This window comes from Microbacterium sp. USTB-Y, from assembly GCF_023703415.1.
GTDB lineage: Bacteria > Actinomycetota > Actinomycetes > Actinomycetales > Microbacteriaceae > Microbacterium.
This window is the reverse complement of the sequence record NZ_JAGMTU010000001.1, coordinates 600156-626617: the sequence shown is the minus strand read 5'-3', so window position 1 is coordinate 626617 and position 26462 is coordinate 600156. Positions and strand designations below refer to the sequence as shown.

The 26462-nt window shown below is 67.9% G+C and carries 26 protein-coding genes; 24 read left to right on the top strand and 2 right to left on the bottom strand.

Features of this window, described 5'->3' with window-relative positions:
- Positions 1 to 48: 48 nt before the first annotated feature.
- From J8G10_RS02875 to J8G10_RS02800, 16 genes are all read left to right on the top strand, one after another.
- Positions 49 to 939, top strand: a complete 891-nt coding sequence (locus J8G10_RS02875; protein ID WP_251439101.1) for a MurR/RpiR family transcriptional regulator — start codon at positions 49 to 51, stop codon at positions 937 to 939.
- 273 nt (positions 940 to 1212) lie between these two features.
- A complete protein-coding gene (locus J8G10_RS02870; protein ID WP_251439099.1) occupies positions 1213 to 2256 on the top strand; it encodes a sugar ABC transporter substrate-binding protein in 1044 nt (347 codons plus the stop codon).
- A gap of 90 nt (positions 2257 to 2346) precedes the next feature.
- Positions 2347 to 3813, top strand: a complete 1467-nt coding sequence (locus J8G10_RS02865) for a sugar ABC transporter ATP-binding protein (protein ID WP_251439097.1) — start codon at positions 2347 to 2349, stop codon at positions 3811 to 3813.
- The gene (locus J8G10_RS02860; RefSeq protein ID WP_251439095.1) at positions 3810 to 4802 is read left to right on the top strand and encodes an ABC transporter permease; all 993 of its coding nucleotides are present in this window, start codon (positions 3810 to 3812) and stop codon (positions 4800 to 4802) included. Before J8G10_RS02865 ends, J8G10_RS02860 begins: the two co-directional genes overlap by 4 nt.
- Complete coding sequence (locus J8G10_RS02855; protein WP_251439093.1) at positions 4799 to 5674, top strand: sugar phosphate isomerase/epimerase family protein; 876 nt, start codon at positions 4799 to 4801, stop codon at positions 5672 to 5674. Before J8G10_RS02860 ends, J8G10_RS02855 begins: the two co-directional genes overlap by 4 nt.
- Positions 5667 to 6551, top strand: coding sequence for a sugar phosphate isomerase/epimerase (locus tag J8G10_RS02850; RefSeq protein WP_251439091.1), 885 nt, complete (start codon positions 5667 to 5669; stop codon positions 6549 to 6551). The genes J8G10_RS02855 and J8G10_RS02850 overlap by 8 nt, the downstream gene beginning before the upstream one ends.
- Positions 6552 to 6554: 3 nt before the next feature.
- Positions 6555 to 7343, top strand: a complete 789-nt coding sequence (locus J8G10_RS02845) for an SDR family NAD(P)-dependent oxidoreductase (RefSeq protein ID WP_251439089.1) — start codon at positions 6555 to 6557, stop codon at positions 7341 to 7343.
- Positions 7344 to 7622: 279 nt separating this feature from the next.
- Complete coding sequence (locus tag J8G10_RS02840) at positions 7623 to 8672, top strand: substrate-binding domain-containing protein (protein ID WP_251439087.1); 1050 nt, start codon at positions 7623 to 7625, stop codon at positions 8670 to 8672.
- The gene (locus tag J8G10_RS02835) at positions 8669 to 9751 is read left to right on the top strand and encodes an ABC transporter permease (protein ID WP_251439085.1); all 1083 of its coding nucleotides are present in this window, start codon (positions 8669 to 8671) and stop codon (positions 9749 to 9751) included. The genes J8G10_RS02840 and J8G10_RS02835 overlap by 4 nt, the downstream gene beginning before the upstream one ends.
- Position 9752: 1 nt before the next feature.
- The gene (locus J8G10_RS02830; RefSeq protein ID WP_251439383.1) at positions 9753 to 10559 is read left to right on the top strand and encodes an ATP-binding cassette domain-containing protein; all 807 of its coding nucleotides are present in this window, start codon (positions 9753 to 9755) and stop codon (positions 10557 to 10559) included.
- A gap of 195 nt (positions 10560 to 10754) precedes the next feature.
- Entirely contained in the window at positions 10755 to 11369 is a 615-nt protein-coding gene (locus J8G10_RS02825; protein ID WP_251439083.1) for a glucose-6-phosphate isomerase family protein, read from the top strand.
- A 2-nt stretch (positions 11370 to 11371) separates the two neighbouring features.
- The gene (locus tag J8G10_RS02820; protein WP_251439081.1) at positions 11372 to 12427 is read left to right on the top strand and encodes a zinc-binding dehydrogenase; all 1056 of its coding nucleotides are present in this window, start codon (positions 11372 to 11374) and stop codon (positions 12425 to 12427) included.
- Between the two features lie 156 nt (positions 12428 to 12583).
- On the top strand, positions 12584 to 13420 hold the full coding sequence (locus J8G10_RS02815) for an SDR family oxidoreductase (RefSeq protein ID WP_251439080.1): 837 nt from the start codon (positions 12584 to 12586) through the stop codon (positions 13418 to 13420).
- A 2-nt stretch (positions 13421 to 13422) separates the two neighbouring features.
- Complete coding sequence (locus J8G10_RS02810) at positions 13423 to 14523, top strand: galactitol-1-phosphate 5-dehydrogenase (protein ID WP_251439078.1); 1101 nt, start codon at positions 13423 to 13425, stop codon at positions 14521 to 14523.
- Complete coding sequence (locus tag J8G10_RS02805) at positions 14520 to 15563, top strand: zinc-dependent dehydrogenase (RefSeq protein ID WP_251439076.1); 1044 nt, start codon at positions 14520 to 14522, stop codon at positions 15561 to 15563. Before J8G10_RS02810 ends, J8G10_RS02805 begins: the two co-directional genes overlap by 4 nt.
- A 71-nt stretch (positions 15564 to 15634) precedes the next feature.
- The gene (locus J8G10_RS02800; protein WP_251439074.1) at positions 15635 to 16534 is read left to right on the top strand and encodes a MurR/RpiR family transcriptional regulator; all 900 of its coding nucleotides are present in this window, start codon (positions 15635 to 15637) and stop codon (positions 16532 to 16534) included.
- 27 nt (positions 16535 to 16561) lie between these two features.
- Here the strand turns inward: J8G10_RS02800 and glpK are convergent, their stop codons facing one another.
- On the bottom strand, positions 16562 to 18061 hold the full coding sequence (gene glpK / locus J8G10_RS02795) for a glycerol kinase GlpK (protein WP_251439072.1): 1500 nt from the start codon (positions 18059 to 18061) through the stop codon (positions 16562 to 16564).
- A 99-nt stretch (positions 18062 to 18160) separates the two neighbouring features.
- Here glpK and J8G10_RS02790 point away from each other — a divergent pair, with 99 nt between their 5' ends.
- Complete coding sequence (locus J8G10_RS02790) at positions 18161 to 19252, top strand: zinc-binding dehydrogenase (protein ID WP_251439071.1); 1092 nt, start codon at positions 18161 to 18163, stop codon at positions 19250 to 19252.
- A 57-nt stretch (positions 19253 to 19309) separates the two neighbouring features.
- On the opposite strand, the gene J8G10_RS02785 is transcribed toward J8G10_RS02790, so the two are convergent.
- A complete protein-coding gene (locus J8G10_RS02785; RefSeq protein ID WP_251439069.1) occupies positions 19310 to 20011 on the bottom strand; it encodes an SDR family NAD(P)-dependent oxidoreductase in 702 nt (233 codons plus the stop codon).
- Positions 20012 to 20101: 90 nt separating this feature from the next.
- Here J8G10_RS02785 and J8G10_RS02780 point away from each other — a divergent pair, with 90 nt between their 5' ends.
- The 7 genes from J8G10_RS02780 (at position 20102) to J8G10_RS02750 (ending at position 26414) form a co-directional block, all read left to right on the top strand.
- Positions 20102 to 20959, top strand: a complete 858-nt coding sequence (locus J8G10_RS02780; RefSeq protein ID WP_251439067.1) for a transketolase — start codon at positions 20102 to 20104, stop codon at positions 20957 to 20959.
- Positions 20956 to 21930, top strand: coding sequence for a transketolase family protein (locus tag J8G10_RS02775; protein WP_251439066.1), 975 nt, complete (start codon positions 20956 to 20958; stop codon positions 21928 to 21930). The genes J8G10_RS02780 and J8G10_RS02775 overlap by 4 nt, the downstream gene beginning before the upstream one ends.
- Positions 21927 to 22454, top strand: coding sequence for a hypothetical protein (locus J8G10_RS02770; RefSeq protein ID WP_251439064.1), 528 nt, complete (start codon positions 21927 to 21929; stop codon positions 22452 to 22454). Before J8G10_RS02775 ends, J8G10_RS02770 begins: the two co-directional genes overlap by 4 nt.
- A gap of 18 nt (positions 22455 to 22472) precedes the next feature.
- Complete coding sequence (locus tag J8G10_RS02765) at positions 22473 to 23315, top strand: MBL fold metallo-hydrolase (RefSeq protein ID WP_251439062.1); 843 nt, start codon at positions 22473 to 22475, stop codon at positions 23313 to 23315.
- The gene (locus tag J8G10_RS02760; protein ID WP_251439061.1) at positions 23312 to 24229 is read left to right on the top strand and encodes a shikimate dehydrogenase; all 918 of its coding nucleotides are present in this window, start codon (positions 23312 to 23314) and stop codon (positions 24227 to 24229) included. Before J8G10_RS02765 ends, J8G10_RS02760 begins: the two co-directional genes overlap by 4 nt.
- 85 nt (positions 24230 to 24314) lie before the next feature.
- Positions 24315 to 25817 (top strand): L-serine ammonia-lyase, iron-sulfur-dependent, subunit alpha, encoded by a 1503-nt coding sequence (locus tag J8G10_RS02755; RefSeq protein ID WP_251439059.1) that lies wholly within the window; start codon positions 24315 to 24317, stop codon positions 25815 to 25817.
- Positions 25818 to 25826: 9 nt separating this feature from the next.
- Complete coding sequence (locus tag J8G10_RS02750) at positions 25827 to 26414, top strand: TetR family transcriptional regulator (RefSeq protein WP_251439057.1); 588 nt, start codon at positions 25827 to 25829, stop codon at positions 26412 to 26414.
- Positions 26415 to 26462: the final 48 nt, after the last annotated feature.

The following is a 26462-nucleotide window of genomic DNA, read 5'->3' as shown; positions in this document are numbered from 1 at the left end:
CCGAGGGGCGCGCACGCGTCGGCCTGCTTGAGCAGATCGGAGAACGGCATGGCGATCGTCGAGAGCGAGGACCGGGGAGCTCAAGGAGCCTCTGTGCTGGAGCGCCTGTCGGGTGAGCTGACGGGACTGCGCAAGTCGGAGCAGAAGGTTGCCGCGCTGGTCCTGGACAACCCGCACTTCGTAGTCGAATCGCCGATGGCCGTCGTCGCCGAGGCGGCGTCGGTGAGCGAGCCGACGGTGATGCGCTTCAGCACGAGTCTCGGATTCGACGGTTTCCAGTCGTTCAAGCTGGCGCTGGCGCAGGCGCTCGCACTCGGGATCCCCGTCACGCACTCGGCGCTTCGCGCGGACGACGACATCGCGACCGTGTCCCGCAAGACCTTCGATCACAGCATCTCGAGCCTCGACCGCGCGCGTCGGTACCTCGACACCGATGCGCTCGCTGCAGCATCCGACGCAATCCTCGGGGCGACCTCGTTGCTCTTCGTCGGCTACGGCGCGTCGGCGGTGATCGCGAAAGACGCGGAGCAGAAGGCTGCTCTCTTCGGAATCCCCTGCTCGGCGCCGGAGGATCCGCATCAGCAGTTCATGGCGGCGATGACGAACGATCCGGGCACCGTCGTGGTCGCGATCTCCAACACCGGGCGGACGGGGCTCGTGCTCCAGGTCGTCGATCATGCGCGAGAGCGGGGGATGACGGTGATCGGGATCACCGGAGACGAGTCGCCCCTGTCCGAGCGCAGCGACATCTCGCTGATCGTGCGGACCTTCGAGGACACGAACACCGTCACGCCGGCGGTGAGCCGGCTTGCCGCGCTCGTGGTCGTCGACGTCCTTGCGACGGTCGTCGCCATGCGTCGCGGGCCCGCTCATGTCGAAGACATCCGCGCGATGAAGCGTGCGCTGGCGCAGTTCCGGAGCGACGACGAGACTGCCTGACCAGGAGGCCAGGCCCAGCCGTCCGTCATGAGGTGAGGATCGGCCCGCGTCATGAGGGTGTCGTCCGATATCGAAGAATTTTCTTTTATTTAACATTGTGAGACAGAAGCTTCTGTGGCATTCTTCATCCACCGAGGAGATTTCGCCAGTTCGCATGCCTCCTCGTACCCACTCCCGCGCGATCTGCGCACGACTCATCTGGAGGCCCTCATGTCAGCCACTTTCTCGAGGCGTCATTTCATCGCGTCATTCGCACTGTTAGGCACGGGCGTCGTGGCGCTCAGTGCGTGCGGCACCACGAAAGGCGGCACCCCGTCCGGCACCCAGACGCCGGACATCGAGACGCCGACCAAGCCGATCACCTATACGGCTCCTACTGCGCTCGACGCCGGATCGCAGGCCGGCCTGGACACCGTGACGTTCAAGGGCGGGACTCCGAACATCGCATACCTTCCGATGGGCACGGAGTTCAACTACCACGTGGCGCTCTTCGAGGGGCTGAAGACCGTTCCCGGGGCGAAGTCGTTCATGCTCTCCCCCTACTCCGGCAGCGACCAGGCCGCCCAGATCGGAATGCTGCAGGACGTCACCGCTCGCGCCGACGTCGACGCGATCGTGCTCATCAGCTTCGACGAGCACTCGCTCGCGCCGCTCGTCAAGCGCGCCGTCGAGGCAGGCAAGCTCGTCCTGATCGTGAACTCTGACATACCCAACTACCCGACTCCTGTCCACGGCGTCGTCGGCGTCAAGCAGCGCGCGGCGAACAAGGCCCTCGCCAAATGGGCCATCGACTCCGTCGACGGAAAGGCTCGCAAGGTCGGCGTCCTCGACGGCGAGCCGAGCTACCTTGCGACGGAGCGCGCGGGCGGCTTCGAGGACGGCATCGCCGGCAGCGCCTGGAAGATCGTCAGCCGCGTCAACGGCGGGTGGAGCGTCGACAAGGGCAACACGGCCGCCATGGACCTCCTCCAGGCGCACCCTGACATCCAGGTGCTCTTCGCCGCGAACGACTACATGGCCGAAGGTGCCGCGCTTGCCGCCCGAAGCCTCGGCCGCACCGACCTCACGATCCTCGGCTACGACGGAGACACGGCCGCGATCGAGAGCATCGCCAACAACCAGGGCGTCACCGCGACGACGAACACGAGTCCCGTCGAGATGGGGCGCGCCGCCGGTCAGTTCGTCATCGATCTCCTCAACGCGAAGACCGAGGGCGGCTACGTCAACGGGCCGACCGAGATCGTGACGTCGAAGAATGCGCTGTCGATTCTTCGGCACCCGTCCGATCTCTACCCGGCTCCGTCGAAGAAGTACTGAGCCGTGGCAGTCGAGTCGTCGCAGGCAGCGTCGCCCCCGGCCACACCCTTGTGGGAACTGAGGAACATCACGAAGACTTTCCCCGGTGTCGTGGCCAACGACGGCGTGAGTCTCACGCTGACAGCAGGTCGCGTCCACGGCCTTCTCGGCGAGAACGGCTGCGGCAAGTCGACCCTCATCAAGATCCTCTCCGGAGTTCAGAGTCCTGACAGCGGCGAGATCCTGCACAAGGGCAAGGCGATCGCACTGTCGAGCCCGTCCGCCGCCGGCGCCGCGGGCGTCGCCACTGTCTATCAGGAGTTCTCCCTCATTCCCGAAGCCTCGGTCGCGGAGAACATCTTCATGGGGCGTCACCCGCTGCGCTTCGGCGGGTTCGTCGACTGGGCCCGCATCGACCGTGAGGCCGAGAAGATCCTGTCCGAACTCGCCCTGGACATCGATGTCCACGCCAAGGTCGGAAGTCTCTCCGTCGCCGAGCAGCAGCTTGTAGAGGTCGCCAAGGCTCTCGCCCAGGATGCTGAGCTCCTCATCCTCGATGAGCCGACGACGGCGCTCGGCAAGGAGGAGGTCGAGACCCTCCTCGACTTCCTCCGGCGCATGGCCGGCCGCGGTGTCGCGATCCTCTACATCTCGCACCGGCTCGACGAAGTGGTCGCCCTCGTCGACGACTTCACGATCATGAAGGACGGACGAGTGGTGAGCTCGCCCGGGCAGACGCCGAAGGACGTCGAGTCCATCGTCTCGACGATGATCGGCACGGCGCTGGAGGATCAGTTCCCCAAGGAAGACAACGCGACGGAGGAAGTCGTCCTCGAAGCACGTGGTCTGCGCACCCGCCACCGGGTCAGGGACGCGAGCTTCACCCTGCGTAGAGGCGAGGTCCTCGGCCTCGGCGGAGTCATCGGAGCCGGACGCACGGAGATCGCGCGGGCCGTGTTCGGCGTGGACCGTCTCCTCTCCGGCGAGATCATCGTCGACGGCAGACCGTTGCGCATGCGCAATCCCACGGATGCGATCCGCGCCGGCATCGCGCTCGTCCCGGAGAACCGCAAGTCCGAAGGGCTCTTCTTCAACTTCGCCGCCGGCCCCAACATCACAGCAGCCAACATCGCAGGCGTGGCACCCGGTCTGCTTTTCAGCCACAGGCGCGAACGCCAGGTGACGCAGGACTACATCGCGCACCTCGACATCACGAAGAGCGCCGCGACGAAGGCCGTCAACCTCATCTCCGGCGGGAACCAGCAGAAGGTGCTCATCGCGCGCTGGCTCTTCCGCGACGCGCAAGTCGTCATCTTCGATGAACCCACACAGGGGATCGACGTCGGTGCGCGGCTTGCCGTCTACCGCCTCATCAATCGACTGACGAAAGCAGGCAAGTCGGTCATCCTCATCAGCTCGGCCCACGACGAGCTTCTGGGGATGAGCGACCGCGTCGCCCTTGTCCACCACGGCGTCATCACCGATGTGCGCCCCGTCGCTGACGTCTCTCCGGCCGATCTCGTCAGCGCCTCCGAGACGGAGCACGTCTCGGACCGAACGGAAAGTGACCCACTATGAAACGCTCGAGCATCGCCGAATTCCTCGGCCCACTCGCGGCCCTCGCCGTCGTCGTCGCGTTCGTCGCGATCACGACCCCGACCTTCCTCGCCGCAGAGAACTTCCGGAACATCGCGTTGCAGGTGGCGGTCCTGTCGGTCGTCGCGCTCGGTGCCACGGTCGTCATCATCACCGGGGGGATCGATCTCAGCCCGGGGTCCATGATCGCGCTTCTTACGATGGTGCTCGCGATGTCGATCCAGCTCAACGGCCAGCCCCTCTGGCTCGCGATCCTCATCACTGTGGGGCTGGGAGCGCTCTTGGGCGCTCTCAACGGAGGGCTCGTCGCCTATCTGCGGATCCCCTCCTTCATCGTCACGCTTGCCGGGCTCAGCGCCTTCAAGGGCATGGCGCTGATCGTCCCGCCCGGCTCGCCGATCTTCTCGCTCTCCGATGACCTGAGCAACCTGTTCTACGGCACGCTCTTCGGGATCCCCCTTCCGTTCATCTACGTCGTCGTCCTGTACACCGCGGCGACGCTCATGATGAACCGCACGAAGTTCGGGCGCGAGATCTACGCCATCGGCGGCAATCAGGCGGCGGCCCGGCTCTCCGGCATCAAGGTGCAGCGGGTGCGCATGAGCGCCTTCGTGATCGCGGGCATCACCGCAGGCATCGGCGCCGTCCTTCTCGCCGCACGCCTCAACTCCGGTTCGCCGAACTACGGTGCGGGACTCGAGCTGCAGGCGATCGCGGGCGCGGTCGTCGGTGGAGCAAGTCTGGCCGGCGGACGGGGACACGTTCTCAACACCCTCGTCGGGACTCTGATCATCGTCGTCGTCCAGAACGGCCTCAATCTCAATGCCGTGTCGACCTCGGTGCAGTCGATCACCATCGGCGCGATCATCCTGCTCGCCGTCGCCCTCGACATCTGGCGGAACAAGCTGACGTCGCTCCTGCCGTTCTTCAGATCTTCTGGAGCCCAGGCGCAGGTGCGGGAGGCGTCGTGAACACGATCGGAATCCATTCGCTCGTCTTCACCCCGACATGGTCGGAGGAGAGCGTCCGCCCGGTCTTCGAGACCGCCCAGGAGATCGGCTACGACTGGATCGAGTGCCTCATCATGGACGCCGATGACATCGACACCGCCTTCTCCCGGCGCCTCCAGGAGGAGTACGGGATCGGGGTCATCACGACCATGGCGGGCAACCTCGCCGCGGACATGGGCAGCGCCGACCACGAGGTCGTCGCCAGATCCGAGAGGCTCCTCCACCAGTGCCTCGATCACGCCGCCGCCATGGGCTCGCCCTTCATCAGCGGGCCCGGCTTCTCGGCCGTCAACCGCTACACGGAGCCGCCAGCGCCGGCGGCGATGGACCGTGCCATCGAGATCTACGGCCGCGTGGCCGACCGTGCTCGCTCGATGGGTCTGAGAGTCGGCCTCGAAGCCCTCAACCGCTACGAGAGCAACTTCGTCAACACTCTTGGCCAGGCGGCCCGCATCGTCCGTGATGCGGGACCCGACGTCCTCTTCGTCCACGCCGACCTCTTCCACATGCGCATCGAGGAAGGCAAGTTCGCGGATGCCGTCGCGGACGTCGCCGATGTTCTGGGATACGTCCACATCGCCGAGAGCCATCGGGGCGCGCTCGGCACGGGGAACACGGACTGGGCCGACTTCTTCAAGGCTCTCGCGGTCGCCCGCTACACAGGTCCGATCACGTTCGAGAGCTTCTCCCCGGCCGTGCTCGGCCCCGACTGGGCCGGAGCGGTCGCGCTCTGGCGGGACCCGTGGGATGACCCGGCGGGCATCGCACTCTCGGCATACATGCAGATCCGTGACCACATCAACAACACCGCAAGGGAGATCGCAGATGCGTGACGACGCGAGTGCCAATCCGCTGGGCGTCCACATGTTCGTGTTCACGTCACAGTGGGACGAGGAGAACGCGCGCAGGGTGTTCGAGAACGCCGCTCGGGCCGGATACGACAACGTCGAGATCCTCATCCAGGATGTCGAGCGCCACGACAGCGAGCTTGCGCGCCGCATGTCTGAAGAATTCGAGTTGGGAGTGGTCTCCGCCGTCACCGGGACCATCGAGGCGGACCTCGGCAGCAGCGACGCGGCTTCAGTCGCTCGCGGTGAGGCCCGGCTCGTGCGCGCCATCCGGCTTTCGGCGGAGATGGGCGCCACCGCGATGGGCGGCCCCGGATTCTCGGCGATCAACCGCTACGCCGGGCCGGTCTCCCCTGAGGCTTGGGATCGTGTGATCGAGGTCTACTCCCGTGTCGCCGAACATGCCCGGAAAGAGGGCGTTCGCGTCGGTCTCGAACCCCTCAACCGGTACGAGAGCAACTTCATCAACACGCTCGAACAGGCCGCCCACGTCGTGCGCAACGCTGGTCCGGACGCGCTCTTCGTCCACGCCGACATGTTCCACATGTCCATGGAAGAGGGCTCCCTGCCACAGGCGATCGAAGCGTGCGCTGACGTCATCGGCTATGTCCACCTCAGCGACAGCAACCGAGGCCCGCTCGGCGAGGGGAACGTCGACTGGGACGCATTCTTCGGCGCACTGCACCGCGCGAGCTACACGGGGCCCATCACGTTCGAGAGCTTCTCTCCCCAGGTCCTCGGATCGGACTGGGCGGGCGCGCTCGCGATCTGGCGCGACCCGTGGACCGATCCTCTGCGGGTCGCTGCAGACGCCAACGCCTTCATCCGGCGGCACCTCGCTGCCGCGGCCCGGGAGGTGTGAGCGATGGACCTCCGGCTCACCGGACGTACCGCGCTCGTCACCGCCGCCACAGGCGGCCTGGGGCTCGAGATGGCTCGAGCCCTGGCGGCGGAGGGTGCCAGCGTCCACATCAACGGGCGAACCGATACATCGGTTCAGGCCGCAATCGACCTGATCCGCGCAGAGGATCCTCATGCGGATGTCCGCGGCGTCGTCGGCGACTGCGGCACTCGTGAGGGCTGTGCGCACGTCATCGGACAGCTTCCCGACGTCGACATCCTCATCAACAACCTCGGCGTCTATGAGTCGCAGAGCATCCTCGAGTCCACGGACGAAGACTGGCTGCGCCTGTTCGAGATCAACATCCTCTCCGGCATCCGGGTCACCCGGCACTACTTGCCGGGGATGCTCGAGCGCGACCGCGGCAGGGTGCTCTTCATCGCGAGCGAGGCGGCCGTCATGCCCTCCCTGGAGCTGCCGCATTACAGTGCGACGAAGACGATGGAGTTGTCGATCTCGCGGAGCTTCGCGGAGACGACCAAGGACACGCGGGTGACCGTCAACTCCCTCCTGCCCGGTTCCTCCCGCACCGACGGCGTGGCCGCGCTGGTCCAAGAGCTCTATCCGGACGACGGATATGAGCAGGCCGAGCAGCGCTTCATGGCGCAGAATCGGCCGACGTCCCTCCTCGGGCGCCTCATCGACCCTGATGAGATCGCGCAGATCGTCACGTTCCTCGTGAGCGATGCTTCCTCCGCGTTCAACGGTGCGGCGCTGCGTGCAGACGGCGGCATCGTCCGGACCGTCTTCTAGGTCACGGAGCGGGCCACGATCCGGAGTGGCGGACTGCGCCAGAGCGAGCGGCGAGCATCGAGAACATCCGTGCGGTGCAGCGTGCGGGGCACCCGTCCCGCCGTCAGAATGTTGCCTGACTACGGTGAGACGACAAGGTTCGCCTGAAACGTGGTCAATCCGCTTCTATTGACCCAAATCATGTAGTCCTGCTACATTCATGACGTTGACCACGATGGTGAGGGCAAGGGACCCGACCGTTGAGGCACGCCGACACTCGTCAACGGAGAAGGAGTTCACATGCGCGTCACCCGCAGGGCGGCGAGAACCGCCGCCGCGATCGGAGCGATCGCCCTCGCAGCCATCACCATGTCCGCCTGCACGTCCGAGCCCGTCGGCTCGACGGGAACGGGGGCAGCGGGCGAGATCAAGATCGGCTTCATCGTCAAGACCAACTCGAACCCCTTCTGGGTGTTCATGCAGCAGAAGGCGGAGGCGGAGGCGAAGAAGCAGGGTGTCACGCTGATCACCGCTGCGGGCAAGAACGACGGCGACATCGACAGCCAGGTCTCGGCGATCCAGAACATGATCACCAGTGGTGCGAAGGCCATCATCGTCGACCCCAACGACAGTGCTGCGATCATCCCGGCGCTCGAGGCGGCGCAGAAGCAAGGGGTCGCGACCTTCGCCGTGGACACCCAGGTCGATGGCAACAAGGCGGTGTACGGCACCTGGGCGACCGACAACTACCAGGGCGGTGTCCTGCTCGGCAAGTACGTCAAGGCGGCGTTCGGCAAGGACTTCGCCGGACAGGCGCCGCAGATCGCCCTGCTCGACTACCACCGGGGCGTGAGCGTCGGCGACCAGCGTCGCAACGGCTTCCTCGACGGATTCGGCGTGAAGGAGGGCAGCCCCGAGATCGTCGGCGCCCAGGATACCGGTGGCGACCAGAGTCAGGGCCAGCAGGTCATGGAGAACATGCTGCAGAAGGCCCCGGGCATCAACGTCGTGTACAGCATCAACGAGCCGGCCGGGACCGGCGGCGCGACCGCGATCGCCGACGCCGGGAAGACGAACTCGATCCTGCTCGGCTCGATCGACGGCGGATGCGCCGGCGTCGCGTCGGTCAAGAACGGGCAGTTCACCGCAACCGTCATGCAGTTCCCGGCCCGGATGGCCGAGATGTCGATCCAGGCCGCCGTCAAGTACATCAAGGACGGCACGAAGCCCGAGATGCCCGCGTCCGGTTACGTCGACACCGGCACGACGCTCATCACGGACAATGCGGTCGACGGGGTGGAATCCAAGGACACGGCCTGGGGCGAGGCCAACTGCTGGGGCACCAAATGACGACGTCCGATTCGCGTGTCCGCCGCGCTCCGCGCGGCGCGGCGGACGCGCAGGGTTTCTCGGAGGACACCGCGGGCATCCGCGTGCCGGCGCCGCCCAAGAGCGGCGCCGGTGTGAAGGTGCTCGCACTCGCCGCGCGCAATCCGTTCTTCGGTCCCCTCGCCGCCCTTCTCGTGCTCGTCGTGATCTTCTCGTTCACGACGAGCACCTTCCTCAGCGCGCAGAACTTCTCCGTGATCCTGCAGCAGTCGGTCGTCATCGGCACCCTCGCGCTCGGTCAGACGCTGATCATCCTCACCGCGGGGATCGACCTCGCCAATGGGGCGATCCTGGTCGTCGGCGCCCTCGTCATGGCCAAGCTCGCGCAGGGGCAGCCCGCCGGGATGCAGATCCTGATCCTGCTGTGCGGATTCCTGCTGTGCGGTCTGCTGGCCTTCCTCTCCGGTCTCCTGGTCGCGCGGTTCCTCCTGCCGGCGTTCATCGTCACGCTCGGCATGTACACCATGCTCACCGCGGGCGCTCGGCTGTATTCGCAGCAGACCCTCGTGGTGCCGCAGGGCATCCTCACGGTGCTCGGTACCGGCGGATACCTGTTCGGGGTCTTCCAGATCACGGTCGGCGTCTTCGTGGTGATCGCCGCGGTGCTCGTGCTGCACTTCGCGCTCACCAGGACCGCCTGGGGTCGGCATGTCTACGCCGTCGGCGGCAACCCGACCGCCGCGCGTCGGACCGGTATCAACGTGCGTCGTGTTCTGCTCGTGGTCTACCTCGTCGCCGGACTGCTCTACGGCCTGGCCGCCTGGCAGGCCTTCGGCCGCAGCCCGGCGACATCGGCGAACGTCTTCGGAACGGCGAACCTCGACACCATCAGTGCGGTCGTCATCGGCGGCACGTCGTTGTTCGGAGGCCGGGGAACGGTGATCGGCAGCTACTTCGGGACGCTGATCGTGCTCGTCCTGCAGTCCGGTCTCACGCAGATGGGCCTGGATCCGCTGTACCAGCAGGTGCTCACCGGTGCGCTCGTCATCGGCGCCGTGGCCCTGGACCAGTTCACACGGAAGGTGGAGCGACTTGCCTGACATGAACGCCCTGCGGGGCGAGACGGCTGTGGCCGCGAGCGGTGCGCCGCACGATGTCGTGCTCAGGGCGGTGGGCATCCGCAAGCAGTATGGGCACGTCGTCGCGGTGCGCGACAGCGACTTCGAGCTGCGTCGCGGCGAGATCCTGTCGGTGATCGGAGACAACGGCGCGGGCAAGTCCTCGCTGATCAAGGTGCTCTCCGGGGACGTGATCCCCGATGCCGGGCAGATCTACCTCAACGGCGCCGAGGTCGCGTTCAAGAGCCCGAAGGACGCGCAGCGCGCCGGGATCGAGACGGTGTATCAGGATCTCGCCATGGTGCCGGACCTCGACATCGCCTCCAATCTCTACCTCGGCCGCGAGAAGCGATTCTCCGGCGGACTCGGATCGGTGCTGCGGATGCTGGACTCCCGAGCGATGCAGAAGCACGCTCAGCAGAGCCTCGACGATCTCGGCATCTCGACGCTCCAGTCGATCACTCAGCGGGTCGAGACGCTTTCGGGCGGTCAGCGGCAGACGGTCGCGGTCGCCCGTGCGGCGATCTTCGGCACCAACGTCGTGATCATGGACGAGCCGACCGCGGCGCTCGGCGTGCGGGAGACGAAGGGCGTGCTGGACCTCATCCGCAGCATCCGGGACGCCGGTCGCTCGGTCGTGCTCATCAGCCACGACATCCCCTCGGTGTACGAGATCTCGGATCACATCCACATTCACCGTCTCGGGCGGCGCATCGCGCTGCGGACTCCGGCGGATCAGTCGATGAACGACCTCGTGGGCGTGATGACGGGGGCGCTGCCCGCCGACTGAGCGCATCCTCCGGGAGTGCGGAGCACGAAGAGGGGCGGTCCGGTGGACCGCCCCTCTTCGTGCTTCATCTGCGTTGCTCAGAAGAGCAAAAACTCTGTAGAACTACAGAAAACCGCGGCATTCACGAGTCGAGTCTTGCCGAATTCGCGAAATCTTCTCTAAACTTGTAGTCCCACTACATGAAGGAGACCAGTCGTGAGCATCACCCCCGTCGTCGACACGCCCGTCCTGTTGGAGATCGCACAGGGCGGCGGCATCACCGGCCGCAGCCGCCGCTACGAGAAGCGCCTCGGAGATATGGAGGGCGTCTACCGTGACGGCGCCGCATGGGAGGCTGCTGTCTCCGAGCACGGCGCCGATCGTCTCGAGTACTGGGTGGACGATCACCGTTATCAGGAGGGCCCCGGTGCTCTGATCGTCGGCACCAGCACTGTGCTGCCCGGACGCATGGGTGACGAGTTCGCGCTCACCCGCGGACATCTGCACGCGGTCTCGGATCGTGCGGAGCTCTACTACTGCCTCAGCGGGCGCGGCGTGATGCTGATGGACACGCTCGACGGGCAGAGCTCGGCGATCGAGCTCACCCCGGGCAAGGCCGTGGACGTGCCGGGGCACTGGGTCCACCGCAGTGTGAACGTGGGCGACGAGCCGTTCGTCACGCTGTTCTGCTATGCGGCCGATGCGGGGCAGGACTACGCCGTGATCTCGGACGCCGGCGGGATGAAGAACATCGTGGTCGCGGACGGCGACGGGTGGGCGCTGGTGCCCAACCCGGACCACACGGGCTACCGCGTCGTCGATCAGGGCTGATCGTGACCACGGATGCCCTCGGGGGTGAGCTCCCTCTGCGGATGCGCGGCATCCGTCTTCTCGGCGATCGCGCCGTCGAGCTCGTCGATCTCGATGTGCCGGCCCCCGGCCCGGACGAGGCGCTCGTGCGGATCACGATGTCCGCCGTCTGCGGCAGCGACCTTCCGCACTACCGCTCCACGCCGGATGCGCTGGGGCGGCGTGCGGAGATCGTCCCCGGGCACGAACCGGTGGGCGTCGTGCATCGTGGGGTCGCCGGGGGAGTGCCCGCCGGCACGCGGGTGATGGTCTACCACCACAGCGGCGAGGGTCGCTGCGCTCACTGTGCCGCCGGCGAGCCGATGTTCTGCTCCCACCGTCAGACGCTCGGAAACCATCGGCACGGTGCCGACGCGCAATGGCTGGTCGCGCCCGATGCGTCGCTCGTGCCGCTGCCCGACGACATCGACGACGCGATGGCGGCGCTCGTGGCCTGCAACTTCGGCACGGCGATCGCGGGCCTCCGCAAGAGCGGTGCACGCGCGGGGGACCGTGTGGTCGTGACGGGACTCGGCGCGGTCGGGCTCTGCGTCGTGATCGCGGCGGTCGCAGCCGGCTGCCGGGTCATCGGCGTGGATCCGATCGGGGCACGGCGCGCGTTCGCGCAGGAGCTCGGCGCCGACGCGGTCATCGATCCGGTGCAGCAGGATCCGGTGTCGACGATCCGCGGCATCACGGAGGGCGAGGGAGCCGAGGTCGTGATCGAGTGCTCCGCCAATGCGCGTGCGCAGAAGCAGGCCGTGCAGGCGGTGCGCGCGCACGGCACCGTACTCCTGATCGGATCGAACAGCTCGATGGAGTTCGACCCCGGCGTCGATCTGATCCGAAAGGAGGTGCGGATCGCCGGCACGTGGATCTTCAAGCGCTACGAGATCCCCGAGATCTTCCGAGCGGTGCGTCGCCTGCCGGATCTGCGCCGCCTGCTCACGACCCCCTTCCCCTCGGACGACGCGGCGGCGGCCTTCGCTGCGGTCGACGGCGGCGAGTCGCTCGGCAAGGTTCTCATCGCCTGGCGCTGATCGCCGGCACCGGAGGTTGACCGAGATGGCCGCCCTCCAGGGCGGCCATCTCGGCGCATCGAGGGATTTTCCCTATCCTTCATCGAAAAAGAAGAAATTTCTGTTAGAGTAATACTCTCCTCGGAAACAACCTCACACCAACGAGAGGAGCACCCCATGGTGCCCGACTACCTTCCCCGCCCCGGCGACGCGCTTGTCGGAAAGGTCGCGCTGATCACCGGCGCCGCCTCCGGCATCGGCGAGGCCGTCGCCCGCGAGTACGCCGCCAATGGCGCGCGGGTCGCGATGATCGACATCGACGCAGCTCGGCTCGACGAGGTCGTCGCCGACATCCGCGAGCGCGGCGGTGACGTCGTCGGCACCGTGGGCGATGTCGTCTCGGAGGACGATGTGCGTCGCTTCTTCGCCGAGACCGTCGACCGCTGGGGGCGCCTCGACGTGCTCGTCAACAGCGCCGGCCGCGACTCGCTGGCGCCGCCGGTCACCCAGGTCACGCTGGAGGAGTGGAACAAGACCATCGGGCCCAACCTCACCGGAGTCTTCCTCTGCTGCCGTGAGGCCTTCCTCATCATGGAGAAGCAGCCCAGCGGTGGGCGCATCATCAACATGGGGTCCTCGTCGACGCGCGTGGCCTCCGGCCCCGGTCACAGCCCGTACCGCGCGAGCAAGCACGGCATGCTCGGGTTCTCCAAGAACATCCTCCTCGAGGGCGTCGACAAGAACATCGGCGTGACGGTGCTCAACCCGTCCCACGTGCGCACCCCGATGACCGAGATCATCGACAAGGGTCTCTACGACGGCGACCTGCCCGCATACACCGATGGATGGCTCGACGAGAAGGAGATCGCAGAGGGCATCGCCGCCAGTTGCATCGACGTGTCGAACGTCGCCGAGGCGGCGCTGTACATCGCCACCCGCACCCCGGACGTCACGATCCCCACGTTCGCGCTGTACCCGACGCACAAGGCCCACCGCTACGGCATGGAGGTCTGACGATGAAGGCCGCCGTCCTGCACGCGGTGCGCGACATCCGCATCGAAGACGTGCCGATGCCCGAAGCCGTGGGCGTCGCGTCCACTCTCGTCCGTGTCGACGCCGTCGGCGTCTGCGGATCCGATGTGCTCCGGTTCGGAGTGGGAAAGGGGTACGGGTTTCCGCTCGTGCTCGGCCACGAGCTGTCCGCCACCCTCGTCGAGGACTCCCCGTCCGGACGACTCAAGGCGGGCACGCGGGTCGCCGTCTTCCCCTGCATCCCCGACCCTGCCGATCCGATGTCCGAGATCGGCGAGTACACCCTCGGCACGTCGTACGACTACTTCGGATCCCGGCGCGACGGCGGCCTCGAGGAGTACCTCCAGGTGCCGGAGCGCAATCTCTTCCCGCTCCGGGACGACCAGAGCGCGCTCGAAGGGGCGATGGTGGAGCCGGCGGGCGTCGCGCTGCACGCGGTGCGCAAAGCGCCGATCGGTGCGAACGCGGTGGCCCTCGTCATCGGGGCCGGTCCGATCGGGATGTTCGCCGCGCAGTGGCTGCGTGTGCTGGGGGTGACCCGGGTGCTCGTGGCGGACGTCGATGTGCACAAGCGCGCACTCGCAGAGCGGTTGGGTTTCGAGACCATCGACGCGACGGCGGGTCCCACGGACGAACAGGCCGCGGAGCTCACGGGCGGTCGCGGGGTGGACATCGCCGTGGAGGCGAGCGGCCTGGCGCTCACCTTCCTGCAGGCGATCTCGGCCGCGGCGCACTCCGGGCACGTCGTCCTGCTGGGCGATCTGCGCGATGACGCGCTGCTCCCGAAGGAGACGGTGTCGCGGATCCTGCGCCGCGAGCTCGTGCTGCACGGCACCTGGAACGCCAAGATCACGCCGCGCGACGCGAGCGAATGGGACATGGTCATCGCCCATCTCGGACGCGATGTGGTCGCCACCGACCTGGTGAGTCACGTGATCGACTTCGAGGACGCCCAGCAGACGTTCACCGACCTCGTCGAGCGAGCGCACTGGTCGAACAAGACTCTGTTCGCCGTCTCTGCAACCGCGCGTGAAGAGCGCGACGCATTGCTGGGCGCCTCGTTCTCCGCGGGGGTGAACGCATGAAGGCGGCCGTCTTCCGCGCCCCCGGCGTGATCGAGATCGATGACATCCCCGTGCCCGAGATCGGCGCTGACGAGGTGCTGCTGCGCGTACGCGCGGCGAGCATCTGCGGCACGGATCTGCGGATCATGAAGCACGGCCATTTCCGGCTGCCGGCGGGACAGAATCGCGTCCTCGGGCACGAGATCGCAGGCGAGATCGTCAGCGCGGGCGAGCAGGTGGTCGGGTACGGCGTCGGTGATCGCGTGTGCGTCGTGCCGAACGTCGGGTGCGGCCGCTGCAAGCTGTGCCGTCGCGGATTGAACAACCTCTGCCCCGACTACGAGGCGTTCGGCATCACCATGGACGGCGGGTTCGAGGAGTTCATGCGGGTGCCGGCCGCCGCGATCGAGCGAGGCAACCTCGTGCACATCCCGGATGCGCTGTCGTTCGAGGAAGCCGCGATCCTCGAGCCGATGTCGTGCTGCCTGCACGGCCAGCGCAAGGTCGACGTGCAGGCGGACGACGTCGTGGTGATCGTCGGCGCCGGCCCCATCGGGTGCTTCCATGCTCTGCTCGCGAAGCAGCAGGGCGTGGAGACCGTGATCGTGGCGAACACGCGCCAGCCCCGGCTGGAGATCGCGCGACGCATGGGCGCCGACATCACGATCAACGTCTCGGAGCAGGATCTGCGCGATGAGGTGCTGCGGATCACCGGAGGCGAGGGCGCGGATGTGGTCATCACCTGCGTGTCCAAGCCCGAGGTGATCGCCGGCGCGACCGATCTCATCGGACGGCTCGGGAGGATCAATGTGTTCTCCGGGCTCGGAGACCAGGCTCGGCCTCCGATCGATGTCAACGCCCTCCACTATCGCGAGCAGGTCCTCACCGGCACCACGGGATCGAGCGTGCGCGACTACACCGACGTGGTCGCGATGGCGGCCTCCCCCGAGGTCGACCTCTCTCCGGTGATCACGGATCGCTTCGCCGTCGAGGACATCCACGCCGCCATGGCGCAGTCCGCCTCCGGCAACGGCATGAAGTCGGTCGTCCTTTTCGACTGATCCGGCGCCCGATCGGCGCCGGACCCCGCGTCGGCGGGTGGCCCGGCGCCGGTCCGGCCTAGAATCGACCCGTGAAGGGTGAGACCATGGGGACCAATCTGCTCCATCAGATCTCGCGGAAGGCTGCCTCGATGAGCCCCGCCCTGCGTGGCGTGGCCGAGGTGATCCTGGCAGACCCCGAGGGTGCGCAGTCGATGTCGATCACGGGCCTTGCGGGCAAGGCCGGCGTCGCGGACTCGACCGTCTCGCGCTTCCTGCGTGAACTCGATCTCGAGGGCTACAACCAACTGAGGCTCGGGATCGCCCAGGCGATCTACTCGCGCGCGCCGGCGGCCGCCGCGAGCTCGGAGTGGGTCTACGAGGGCATTCTCCGCGACGACGGACAGGCCGCGGTGGCAGAGAAGGTGCTGCACGCCAGCATCGAGGCGCTCACCCGCACGGCGGAGAGGATCGACCCGGAGACGTTGAGCGCCGTCGTGGACCGGATCCATGATGCCGGCTCGCTGTACTTCGCAGCGATGGGCTCCTCCGCCACCGTCGCCGAGAGCGCCGTGCTCCGTTTCACCCGTGCAGGCAAGAGCTGCACGTTCTTCCGGGATCACTCCGCGCAGGCGATGAGCGCCGCCACGGTCAAGCCGACAGATGTCGTGATCGCGATCAGCGACTCGGGCGACTCCCGCGCGGTGATCAACGCGGTGGAGATCGCGCGCCTCCACGGTGCGCACATCGTGGCCCTCACCTCGGGCGTCGATTCTCCTCTTGCGGAGCTGGCGGACACGCTGCTGCTCACGACGGGCGCCGTGGCGAGCTCGGACGTCTACGGCGAGTCCGTCACCTCGAAGTGGGGTCAGCTGCTCGTCATCGACACCCTCTACGCGACCTATGCGACGCGCTTCTTCGACGACACGGAGCCGTATCTGCGGGAGAGCTACCAGTCGGCCATCATGCCGACGCGGGCTGAGAGGCGCTGAGCGCACTCTCCGCCCGCGTCGGAGCGGTCAGTGCTCGGCGAAGTCGCGCGCCCGCTCCACCGACTTTCGCCAGCCCGCGTAGAGATGCTCCCGGGTGTCCTCGTCCATCGCGGGCAGGAAGGTGCGTTCGATCTCGATGCACGCCTGCAGCTGTTCCTGGGAGCTCCAGAAGCCGGTCGCCAGCCCCGCGAGGAAGGCGGCGCCGCGGGCAGTCGACTCGGTGACGATGGGGCGCTGCACCGGCACCCCGAGCTGATCCGCCTGGAACTGCAGATGGAAGTCGTTCGTGGCTGCGCCGCCGTCCACGCGCAGTTCGGGCAAGGGGTTGCCGGACTCCTGCGTCATCGCGTCGATGACATCGCGATAGGAGTAGCTCATCGACTCGAGTGCCGCGCGGATGATGTGCGCCCGTCCGGCGCCGGGCGTGATGCCCATGACACCGGCGCGGGCGTACTGGTCCCAGTGGGGTGACGCGAGCCCCGTGAACGCGGGTACGAAGTACACGCCGGCGGTGTCGGGAACGGACTGCGCGATCGCCGCGGACTCCGAGAGATCCTCGATGATCCGCAGTTCGTCGCGCAACCACTTCATCGCGACGCCGACGGCGAAGAAGACTCCCTCGAGCGCGTATTCCACGCGGCCGTCCAGGCCCCAGGCGATCGTCGTGATCAGGCCCGCGTCGGAGAGCACCGGTGTGATGCCCGTGTTCATCATCACGGAGCCGCCGGTCCCGTACGTGGCCTTGACCGAGCCGGGCGTGAAGCAGGCCTGCCCGAAGAGCGCGGACTGCTGGTCGCCCGATGCGGAGGCCACGGGGATCGCGACTCCGAATCCGGCGGTCTCGCCCGTGGTGCCGTACACCTCGCTGGAGGGGCGCACTTCCGGAAGGATCGAGCGCGGCACGCGCAGCAGCTCGAGGATCCGGTCGTCCCAGTCGAGGTCGTGGATGTTGAAGCACATCGACCGCGATGCGTTGGAGTAGTCGGTCACGTGCCGTGCGCCGTCGGTGAGCTTCCAGATCAACCAGGAGTCGATCGTCCCCGCCAGCAGTTCGCCCCGTTCGGCGCGCTCCCGGGCTCCTTCGACATGGTCGAGGATCCAGGCGATCTTCGTGCCGGAGAAGTAGGTGTCGATCGGCAACCCGGTCGCCGAGCGGATGAGCTCGGCGTACCCGGCGTCGCGGAGATCGTCGCAGGCGGCCGCGGTGCGGCGATCCTGCCAGACCAGTGCATTGTGGATCGGCACGCCGGTCTGCGGGTCCCAGACGACGACCGTCTCGCGCTGATTGGTGATGCCGATCGCGGCGATGTCGGACGCGGGGACGCCGGACTCGGCGAGCACCCGCCGCGCCACGTCGAGCTGCGTCTCCCAGATGACTTCCGCGTCATGTTCGACCCATCCCGGTTCGGGGTAGTGCTGGGGGAACTCGGCCTGGGCGATCCGGGTTATCGAGCCGTCCTCGGCGAACAGGATCGCGCGGACGCTTCCCGTGCCGGCGTCGAGCGCCATGACGTGTGTCGTGCTCATCTTCAGGTCACTTCCTCGTGAGGCAGAATCGAAGTAAATTCTACGGACAATGATAATCTAGAAATGATTACCGGTCTAGTTGACGACGAAGGATTCACGATGCGCGCCGCCGTACTCCATGAGCCCCATGCTCCCCTCGAGGTGCGGGAGGTCGAAACTCCCGCGGAACTCCTGCCGGACGAAGTGCGGGTGAGGACCGCCGCCGTCGGGATCTGCCACTCGGACCTCCATGTGATCCAGGGGCTCGTCGGCCGCCCCATGCCCATCGTCCTCGGTCACGAGGCATCCGGGGTCGTCCTGGAGGTCGGCTCCGCCGTGGACGACGTGCAGGCGGGGGATCACGTGGTCGCGTGCTTCGTCGTGTTCTGCGGCCGATGCCGCATGTGCCGGGCCGGACAGCCGGCCATGTGCCAGGACCGGGAGGCGACCATGCGGGGCGCCGGGCAGGAGCCGCGGCTCAGCATCGACGGGGTCGAGGTGCATCAGTGGACCAACGTCGCCGGTTTCGCCGAGGAGATGGTGCTGCACCGCAACGCCGTCACGGCGATCGACGAGCGCATGCCTCTGGATCTGGCGGCGATGCTGGGGTGCGCCGTGGCGACCGGAGTGGGATCGGCGCGAAAGGTCGCGCGGATCGCGCCCGGGGACGCGGTCGCGGTGATCGGCGCCGGCGGCGTCGGGCTCAACGTGTGCCAGGGTGCTGCGCTGTCGGGCGCCGGCGCGATCATCGCGGTCGACCGCAGTGCGCACCGCCTCGAACTCGCGCGCGCGCGTTTCGGTGCCACCCACACGATCGACGCCTCTGCGGTGACGGACGTGGCCGCCCGTGTGCGGGAGATCGTCGACGGCGGGGCGGACCACGTGTTCGAAGCGGTGGGGGCGCCTGGCCTGGTGGAGGTCGCGCTGGATGCCACGGCCCGAGGAGGGTCGGTATGGGCGATCGGGGTTTTCGGCGACGCGGCCCGCATCGAGTTCTCGGCCGCGCATCTGCACTCGGGGAAGGGCGTGCATGGCGTGCGCGCCGGATCGCTCGAGCCCCAGCGTGACATCCCCCAGCTCGTCGAGGATCATCTGCGCGGCGACCTCGAGCTCGAAGGGCTCGTGGGGGAGAGGATCGCGCTCGCGGACATCAACCGCGGAATCGACGCGCTCGCCGCGGGCACCGGCGCGCGCACTCTCGTCGTCTTCTGAACGGTCCGGCGAGCGGGCGCCGGCGGGCGCGTCGCCCGCCGGCCGCTCGACAGGCTCTCAAGCGATCGAGTAGCCGCCGTCGACGTTGAGGAGTGCGCCGGTGATGTAGCCGGCGTCCTCCGAGACGAGGAAGCGCACGGCGCGAGCGACGTCGTCGGCCTGTCCCCAGCGACCCAAGGGGATCCTGGCGTCGATCGCGGCGCGACGTCCCTGGTCCTCCTGGGCGCGCGTCGACATCGGCGTCTCGATCCAGCCGGGGACGACCGCGTTCGCGCGGACGCCATCGGCGGCATAGCGCACGGCCTGCGATCGGGTGAGGGCCACGATCGCCCCCTTTGATGCGGCGTACCCGGGAGCGTTGGCGGTGCCGAAGTAGCTCCACATGGATGCGAAGTTCACGATCGATCCGCGTCCGGCCGCCAGGTGGGAGCGGAGGAGCTCGGCGGCGGCGAGTGCGGCCGTGACGTTCACGTCCAGCACCGAGGAGAACGTGGCAGGCTCCCACTCTGCGCGATCGCGCAGCACGGCCGCGCAGGTGACGAGAGCGTGCACCGGCCGTTCGTCGCCGACGGCGGACCGCAGTGCGGCGCTGTCCGTGATGTCGGCCCGGGCGAACCGCACGCCCGGGGGCAGCTCCTCGTCGGCGGCCAGGCCGACGGCCAGCACGTCCCAGCCGTCTGCGGCGATCAATGCGCCGATGGCCTTTCCGATCCCGGTTCCCCCGCCCGTGATGACGGCTCGCCTGCGTGCTTCTGACATCCCTGCCTCCTCGAGGTGAATCCGAATCACCGTAGAAATTTCTTCGAAGTCTAATTTGACAGGCGAGAAAACTTCAAACAGGATGATCGCATGCAGACGCAGTCGTCACAGACCCCCGTATCCGATCCGGTGTCGCTCGCGGATCGTGCACGATTCGTGCGAACCGAGACGATCCGTCTCATCGAGATCGCGGGAACGGGGCACTACAGCAGTGTCTTCTCGTGCGCTGAGATCTTCGCCGCCCTCTACTACGCCGTGATGCGCATTGATCCTGCCCGGCCCGACTGGCCGGATCGGGATCGCTTCCTCATGGGCAAGGGGCATGCGGCTGTGGGGCTCTTCCCTGTGCTCGCCGACCTCGGCTTCTTCCCGAAGGAGCTCCTCGACGGATACACCCGACTGGGCAGCCCTCTCGGAGACCACCCCGACATGACCAAGGTGCCGGGCATCGACTTCAGCTCCGGTTCGATCGGACACGCGCTGTCCAACGGGCTCGGCATGGTGCTCGGCGGCCGCTTCCACCAGCGGGACTTCTTCGCGTACGTGATGCTCGGCGACGGCGAGATGCAGGAGGGGCAGGTCTGGGAGGCCGCCCTGTCCGCCGCGCACCACCGGGCAGGTCGCCTCGTGGCGATCGTCGATCGCAACGGATACCAGCTGGACGGCGCCGTCGACGACATCATCGGCATCGAGCCCCTCGCCGACAAATGGCGGGCGTTCGGCTGGGAGGTGCGTGAGATCGACGGGCACGATGCCGACGCGGTGGCGTCGCTGCTGCTCGACCTGCGCGACCGCCCTGCGGATGCGGCCCCGGTCTGCGTGATCGCGCACACGAGGAAGGGCAAAGGAGTGGCCTACATGGAGACAGAGCCGGGCTGGCATCTCGGATACCTCGCGCCCGATGACGCACAGCGTGCGATCGAGGAGATCAGGGGGGAATCCGCATGAGTGCTCCCCTGAACCCGAAGTCGTGGCAGTATCGGGCGCTGAACGAGCTGAACCCCGGCTTGGATCACCTCTCCGCCGGTCTCATCGACCTCGTCGAGCAGGGCCATCCGGTCGTCGCCGGATCAGCGGACCTGCAGTACTCCAACGGCCTCGTGTCCTTCGCGCGGCGGCATCCGGATCGATTCATCCAGTTCGGTATCTCCGAACAGAACATGGTGTCCGCCGCTGCGGGGCTGGCCACCGCCGGAACGATGCCGTTCGTCGCGACCTTCGCGTCGTTCCTCGCCCTCCTGTGCTGCGAGCAGATCCGCATGGACGTGGCGTACACGAAGCTGCCGGTACGCCTCATCGGCCACCACACCGGCATCTCGTTGGGCTTCTACGGCACCAGTCATCACGCGACGGAGGACATCTCCACGATGCGTGCTCTCGCCGGCCTCACGGTCGTGTCGCCGGCCGACGGACCGCAGCTGCGGGCGGCGATCCGGGCGAGCGCTACCTGGCCGGAACCCATCTACTTCCGGATCAGTCGTGGCCGGGACCCTCAGGTGTACGCAGAGGACGTGGAGTTCGAGTTCGGGCGCGCCATCACGCACGGCGAGGGCTCCGACATCACGATCATCGCCTGCGGCACCCAGGTCCATCCGTCCCTTGCGGCCGCCGAGGCACTGCGCGCCGACGGGCTCTCGGTCGGCGTCATCGACATGGCTACGATCAAGCCGCTCGATGCGGACGCGGTGCGCGCCGCGGCGCGGTCCCGCATCGTGCTCACCGTCGAGGAGCACAACATCCTCGGCGGCCTCGGATCCGCGGTGGCGGAAGTGCTCGCCGAGACACCCGGCGGAGCGCGGCTCGTGCGACACGGCATCCGAGACGAGTACAGCCTCATCGCCCCGCCCACCCACCTGTATGCGCACTACGGTCTGGATGCCGCAGGCATCGAGCGGATCGCCCGGGAGTCGCTCGCATGAGTACGCGGCTTCCCGGTAATTGGCATCCGCGCGCGGAGGTGCCGCCCACGGGGCCGGTCGTGCTCCTCGATCTCGACGGTGTGATCGCGGACGCCGAGCACCGGCAGCGCTTCCTGCATCAGGATGAGCCGGACTGGACCGGCTTCTACGCCGGCGTCGGAGCGGACGGGGTGATCGCCGCGGGCCGCGCGCTTGCGGGAGCGGTCGACGGTGGCCTTGCGGTACTCATCCTCACCGGACGTGTCGACGATGTGTCCTCGGCGACGCGCGCCTGGCTGGAGGAGAACCGCATCCGCTGGGACATGCTGATCTGCCGCCCGGCCCAGGAGGACGACGAGGCCCGTCATGCGGTCGACTACAAGCGCGACGAGATCGCGCAGCTGCGCAGGCTCGGTTACGAGCCCGCCCTCGCTGCCGACGACAACCGCAAGATCGTCGCGATGTACGAGCAGGAGGGGATCCCGACCCTCTACGTGCCCAGCGGATACTACGACAACTCGAATCGCTACGACGGCGGCGTCTGATGCCGGAACGGAGATGACATGGTGACCGACACGATCGATCCGCGCTTCCCGCATCCGCCGGGCACCGACGGGGACGTGGTGCTGTGGTGGCTCGGCCAGGCCGGCTTCGCGATCCGGCACGGCGACACTCTGCTGTTTATAGATCCCTACCTGAGCGATGTGCTGGCGGGCAAGTACCGAGGAAAGGTCTTCCCGCACACGCGCATGCAGGAGCCGCCGGTCAACCCGTCGGACGTGGCGGGACTCGATGCGGTCCTGTGCACGCACGGACATACGGATCACATGGACCTCGGTGCGATCCCCTACCTGCAGTCCAGTTCCGACCCGCTCTTCGTCGTGCCTCGCTCGGAGGCGCTCAAGGCCGTCAGCCGTGGCATCCCCGCATCGAGACTGGTCGGACTCGACGCGCAGGAGTCGTTCGCGACACCCGGATACCGGATCACCGCGGTGCCCGCCGCTCACGAGGAGATCGTCGTCGACGGACATGGGCAGAACCTGTTCCTCGGCTATGTGATCGAGATCGGCGGCGTGCGCATCTACCACTCCGGGGACTGCGCGCCGTACGCGGGGCAGCAGGAGCTCATCGCGAAGCTCGGCGTCGATCTCGCGCTGCTGCCGGTGAACGGTCGGGACGCGCATCGCAACGGGAACGGCGTTCCCGGCAACCTCACCCTCGACGAGGCCGTCGCGCTGACCAGGGCGGCCGGCATCCCGGCACTCGTCTGCCACCACTGGGGCATGTTCGAGTTCAACACGGCCGACCCGGAAGAGCTCCGTTCGCGCCTCGCGGACGTCGACGACGTGCGCTGGCGCGTCCCTGTGCTCGGGGCACCGTTCACCGTCTCGGAGATGATCCGATGACGACCACCTTCTCCTTCTTCGGCGTGACCACCACCTCTTCGGCGATCCGCAGGATCTTCCCGCGATGGATGGCCGAACTGGGCATCGACTCGGAGCTGGTCGGACTGGACTTCGCGGTCGACGCGCCCGCCGCCGAATACCGGAAGGCGGTCGAGCGGATCAAGGCCGATCCGCAGTCGGTGGGCGGGCTCATCACGACGCACAAGCTGAATGTCCTGTCGGCGGCCCGGGATCTCTTCGACGAGCTCGATGACGCCGCGGAGCTGCTGAAGGAGACCAGCTGCATCCACAAGGATGGAGCCCGCCTGCTCGGGGCGGCCCTCGATGACCGCACGAGCCTCCTGGGGCTTGATGCCCTGGTCGGAGAGGGATATTGGGACGGCACGCGCGAGCTGGTCATCCTCGGCGCGGGCGGGGCATCGATCGCACTCACCCTGGGACTGCACCGTGCCGCGCGGAGCGGGCGCCCCGTTCCCTCGCGGGTGATCGTGACGGCGCGATCGGAGGCGAGGCTGGACGAGATGCGCTCCCTGCACGCCGAGATCGGCTTCGCGATCCCCACGGAGTACCTCGTCGCCGGAACCTCGACCGAGGCGGACCGGGTGGTCGCCTCCGCGGGCTCGGGATCCGTCATCGTCAACGCGACGGGTATGGGCAAGGACCGGCCCGGTTCCCCGGTGTCGGAGGTAGCTCCGTTCCCGCGCGATGCGGTCGTGTGGGACATGAACTATCGCGGTGAGCTCCGGTTCCTGGCGGATGCGAGATCTCAGCGCAGGGACGATCTGCGCGTGGTCGACGGATGGGACTACTTCGTCTATTCCTGGACGATGGTCGTCGGGGTGGTCTACGGCATCGACATCCCTGCCGCCGGCCCGCTGTTCGATCGGCTCTCCGAACTCGCCCGCGCCGCGTGAGCTCGCGGGAGCGGGCGGCGCCATCCGTCCCGCTCCCGCGTCGGTCGACGGCGACCGGGGCCGCCGCGCGGACTACCCTGGAGGGGTGACTGCGTACGTCTCGGCCTTCGATCTGTTCTCCATCGGTGTGGGACCCTCGAGCTCGCATACCGTGGGGCCGATGCGCGCCGGCGTGGACTTCGCCGCCCGGCTCGCCGCGGACGGCGTGCTGGATCGGGTGTCGCGGGTCACCTGCTCGCTCTACGGATCCCTCGGCGCCACCGGCCTCGGCCACGGTACGCCCGACGCGGTCGTCGCGGGCCTGCGCGGCCTCACCCCCGAGACCTGCGACCCCGCCGACGTGCGCCGCGCCTGGGCGGACTGGACCGACGGATCCTCGCTCGCGCTGAACGGCACGCACGACATCGTCTTCGCGAAGGACGACATCACCTTCGAGCCGCGCACCCGTCTGCCCGGCCACCCCAACGCGATGACGCTGCGCGCGCTCGACGCCGACGGGATCCACCTCGCGCAGGAGACGTACTACTCGATCGGCGGCGGGTTCATCCGTCGCGACGGCGAGGAGTCCGGACGCGCGTTAGAGAAGGCGGCGTTCCCGTTCGCCTATCGCGACGCCGCGTCGCTGCTGGAGCTGTGCGACGAGAACGGGCTCACGATCGCCGAGCTCGCCCGCCGCAACGAGACCGCGCTGCGCAGCGAGGAGGACGTCGCGGCCGGGCTCGACGCGATCTGGAACACGATGGCCGCCTGCGTCGACGCGGGACTGCACGCCGAGGGCACGCTGCCGGGGATCCTGAAGGTCAAGCGCCGCGCGGGGGCGATCCGCGAGCAGCTCGACGAGGTCGAGGCGGAGGGACATCCCGCTGTGCCCGGCGAGTGGCTGGGCGCGTTCGCGCTCGCCGTGAATGAGGAGAACGCGGCGGGAGGGCGGGTCGTGACAGCGCCCACCAACGGCGCCGCCGGGATCCTGCCCGCCGTGGCGATGTACTGGTGGCGGTTCCTCGCCGACTCCGGGCTGGGTGCGGGCAACGCCGTCACGCCCTACGGCGAGCTCGTCGGCAGCGCGCTGCTCGGCTTCGGCGCGGAGGCCTCGCTCGTCGCGGTCGGCGCGATCGAGGATCCCGATGCCCTCGCCGAGGCGAACCGCCGCCGGGGCATCCGCCGGTTCCTGCTCACGGCGACCGCGCTCGGATCCCTGTTCAAGGCGAACGCGTCGATCTCGGGCGCCGAGGGCGGCTGCCAGGCCGAGGTCGGCTCCGCCTGCGCGATGGCGGCGGGCGGGCTCACGGCGGTGATGGGCGGCACCAACCGCCAGATCGAGAACGCCGCGGAGATCGCGATGGAGCACCACCTGGGTCTCACCTGCGACCCCATCGGGGGACTCGTGCAGATCCCCTGCATCGAGCGCAACGCGATCGCCGCGTCGACCGCGGTGACCGCGGCGCGGCTCGCCCTGCGCGGCGACGGGCAGCACTACGTCTCGCTCGACGCCGTGGTGGAGACCATGCGCCAGACCGGGCTGGACATGTCGACGAAGTACAAGGAGACGAGCGAGGGCGGTCTCGCGGTCAACGTCATCGAGTGCTGAGATGAACGCATGACCACGATGCGGCGCCGGGGACGGCCCAAGGGCGAGTCCGGGTCGCGGGGGAGGATCGTGACCGCCGCCGAGCACGAGTTCGGCGAGAACGGCTACGACGGCGCGACGATCCGCGCGATCGCGGGGCGTGCGGGTGTGGACTCGGCCCTCGTGCACCACTACTTCGGCACCAAGGCGGACCTCTTCGCCGAGGTGATCGGGATCCCGCTCCGCCCCGATGTCGACGTGCCCGCGATCCTCGAAGGCCCCAGGGACGAGGTCGGCGAGCGCGTCGTGCGCTACGTGCTCGAGGCCTTCGAGCGCCCCGACGTCCGCCGCCGCGGCGTGACCCTGATCCGCGTCGCGATCGGATCGAAGGCGATGTCCCCGCCGCTGGTCGGCTTCCTCTCGCGTGAGCTCATCGGGCGGATCACCGCGCGGCTGGACACCCCCGACGCCGCCCTGCGCGCGACCCTGGTGGCGTCGCAGATCGCGGGGATGATCGTCACCCGCTACGTCGCGAAACTGCCGCCGATCGCCGATGCCCCCGTGGACGAGCTCGTGGCGCGCATCGGACCGACCCTGCAGCGCTACCTGTTCGACTGAGGGACCCTGCCCTTCGCGCGCAGGTGATCCTTGACCGGCGGAGTCGTC

Bases quoted from the DNA above. Each gene is read 5' to 3' on its own strand.
- J8G10_RS02750 (WP_251439057.1), top strand. From the start codon at position 25,827: ATGACCACGATGCGGCGCCGGGGACGGCCCAAGGGCGAGTCCGGGTCG.
- J8G10_RS02830 (WP_251439383.1), top strand. From the start codon at position 9,753: ATGAACGCCCTGCGGGGCGAGACGGCTGTGGCCGCGAGCGGTGCGCCG.
- J8G10_RS02845 (WP_251439089.1), top strand. From the start codon at position 6,555: ATGGACCTCCGGCTCACCGGACGTACCGCGCTCGTCACCGCCGCCACA.
- J8G10_RS02785 (WP_251439069.1), bottom strand. From the start codon at position 20,011: ATGTCAGAAGCACGCAGGCGAGCCGTCATCACGGGCGGGGGAACCGGG.
- J8G10_RS02860 (WP_251439095.1), top strand. From the start codon at position 3,810: ATGAAACGCTCGAGCATCGCCGAATTCCTCGGCCCACTCGCGGCCCTC.
- J8G10_RS02835 (WP_251439085.1), top strand. From the start codon at position 8,669: ATGACGACGTCCGATTCGCGTGTCCGCCGCGCTCCGCGCGGCGCGGCG.
- J8G10_RS02775 (WP_251439066.1), top strand. From the start codon at position 20,956: ATGAGTGCTCCCCTGAACCCGAAGTCGTGGCAGTATCGGGCGCTGAAC.
- J8G10_RS02765 (WP_251439062.1), top strand. From the start codon at position 22,473: ATGGTGACCGACACGATCGATCCGCGCTTCCCGCATCCGCCGGGCACC.
- J8G10_RS02810 (WP_251439078.1), top strand. From the start codon at position 13,423: ATGAAGGCCGCCGTCCTGCACGCGGTGCGCGACATCCGCATCGAAGAC.
- J8G10_RS02815 (WP_251439080.1), top strand. From the start codon at position 12,584: ATGGTGCCCGACTACCTTCCCCGCCCCGGCGACGCGCTTGTCGGAAAG.
- J8G10_RS02780 (WP_251439067.1), top strand. From the start codon at position 20,102: ATGCAGACGCAGTCGTCACAGACCCCCGTATCCGATCCGGTGTCGCTC.
- J8G10_RS02770 (WP_251439064.1), top strand. From the start codon at position 21,927: ATGAGTACGCGGCTTCCCGGTAATTGGCATCCGCGCGCGGAGGTGCCG.
- J8G10_RS02760 (WP_251439061.1), top strand. From the start codon at position 23,312: ATGACGACCACCTTCTCCTTCTTCGGCGTGACCACCACCTCTTCGGCG.
- J8G10_RS02805 (WP_251439076.1), top strand. From the start codon at position 14,520: ATGAAGGCGGCCGTCTTCCGCGCCCCCGGCGTGATCGAGATCGATGAC.
- J8G10_RS02840 (WP_251439087.1), top strand. From the start codon at position 7,623: ATGCGCGTCACCCGCAGGGCGGCGAGAACCGCCGCCGCGATCGGAGCG.
- J8G10_RS02790 (WP_251439071.1), top strand. From the start codon at position 18,161: ATGCGCGCCGCCGTACTCCATGAGCCCCATGCTCCCCTCGAGGTGCGG.
- J8G10_RS02875 (WP_251439101.1), top strand. From the start codon at position 49: ATGGCGATCGTCGAGAGCGAGGACCGGGGAGCTCAAGGAGCCTCTGTG.
- glpK (WP_251439072.1), bottom strand. From the start codon at position 18,061: ATGAGCACGACACACGTCATGGCGCTCGACGCCGGCACGGGAAGCGTC.
- J8G10_RS02850 (WP_251439091.1), top strand. From the start codon at position 5,667: ATGCGTGACGACGCGAGTGCCAATCCGCTGGGCGTCCACATGTTCGTG.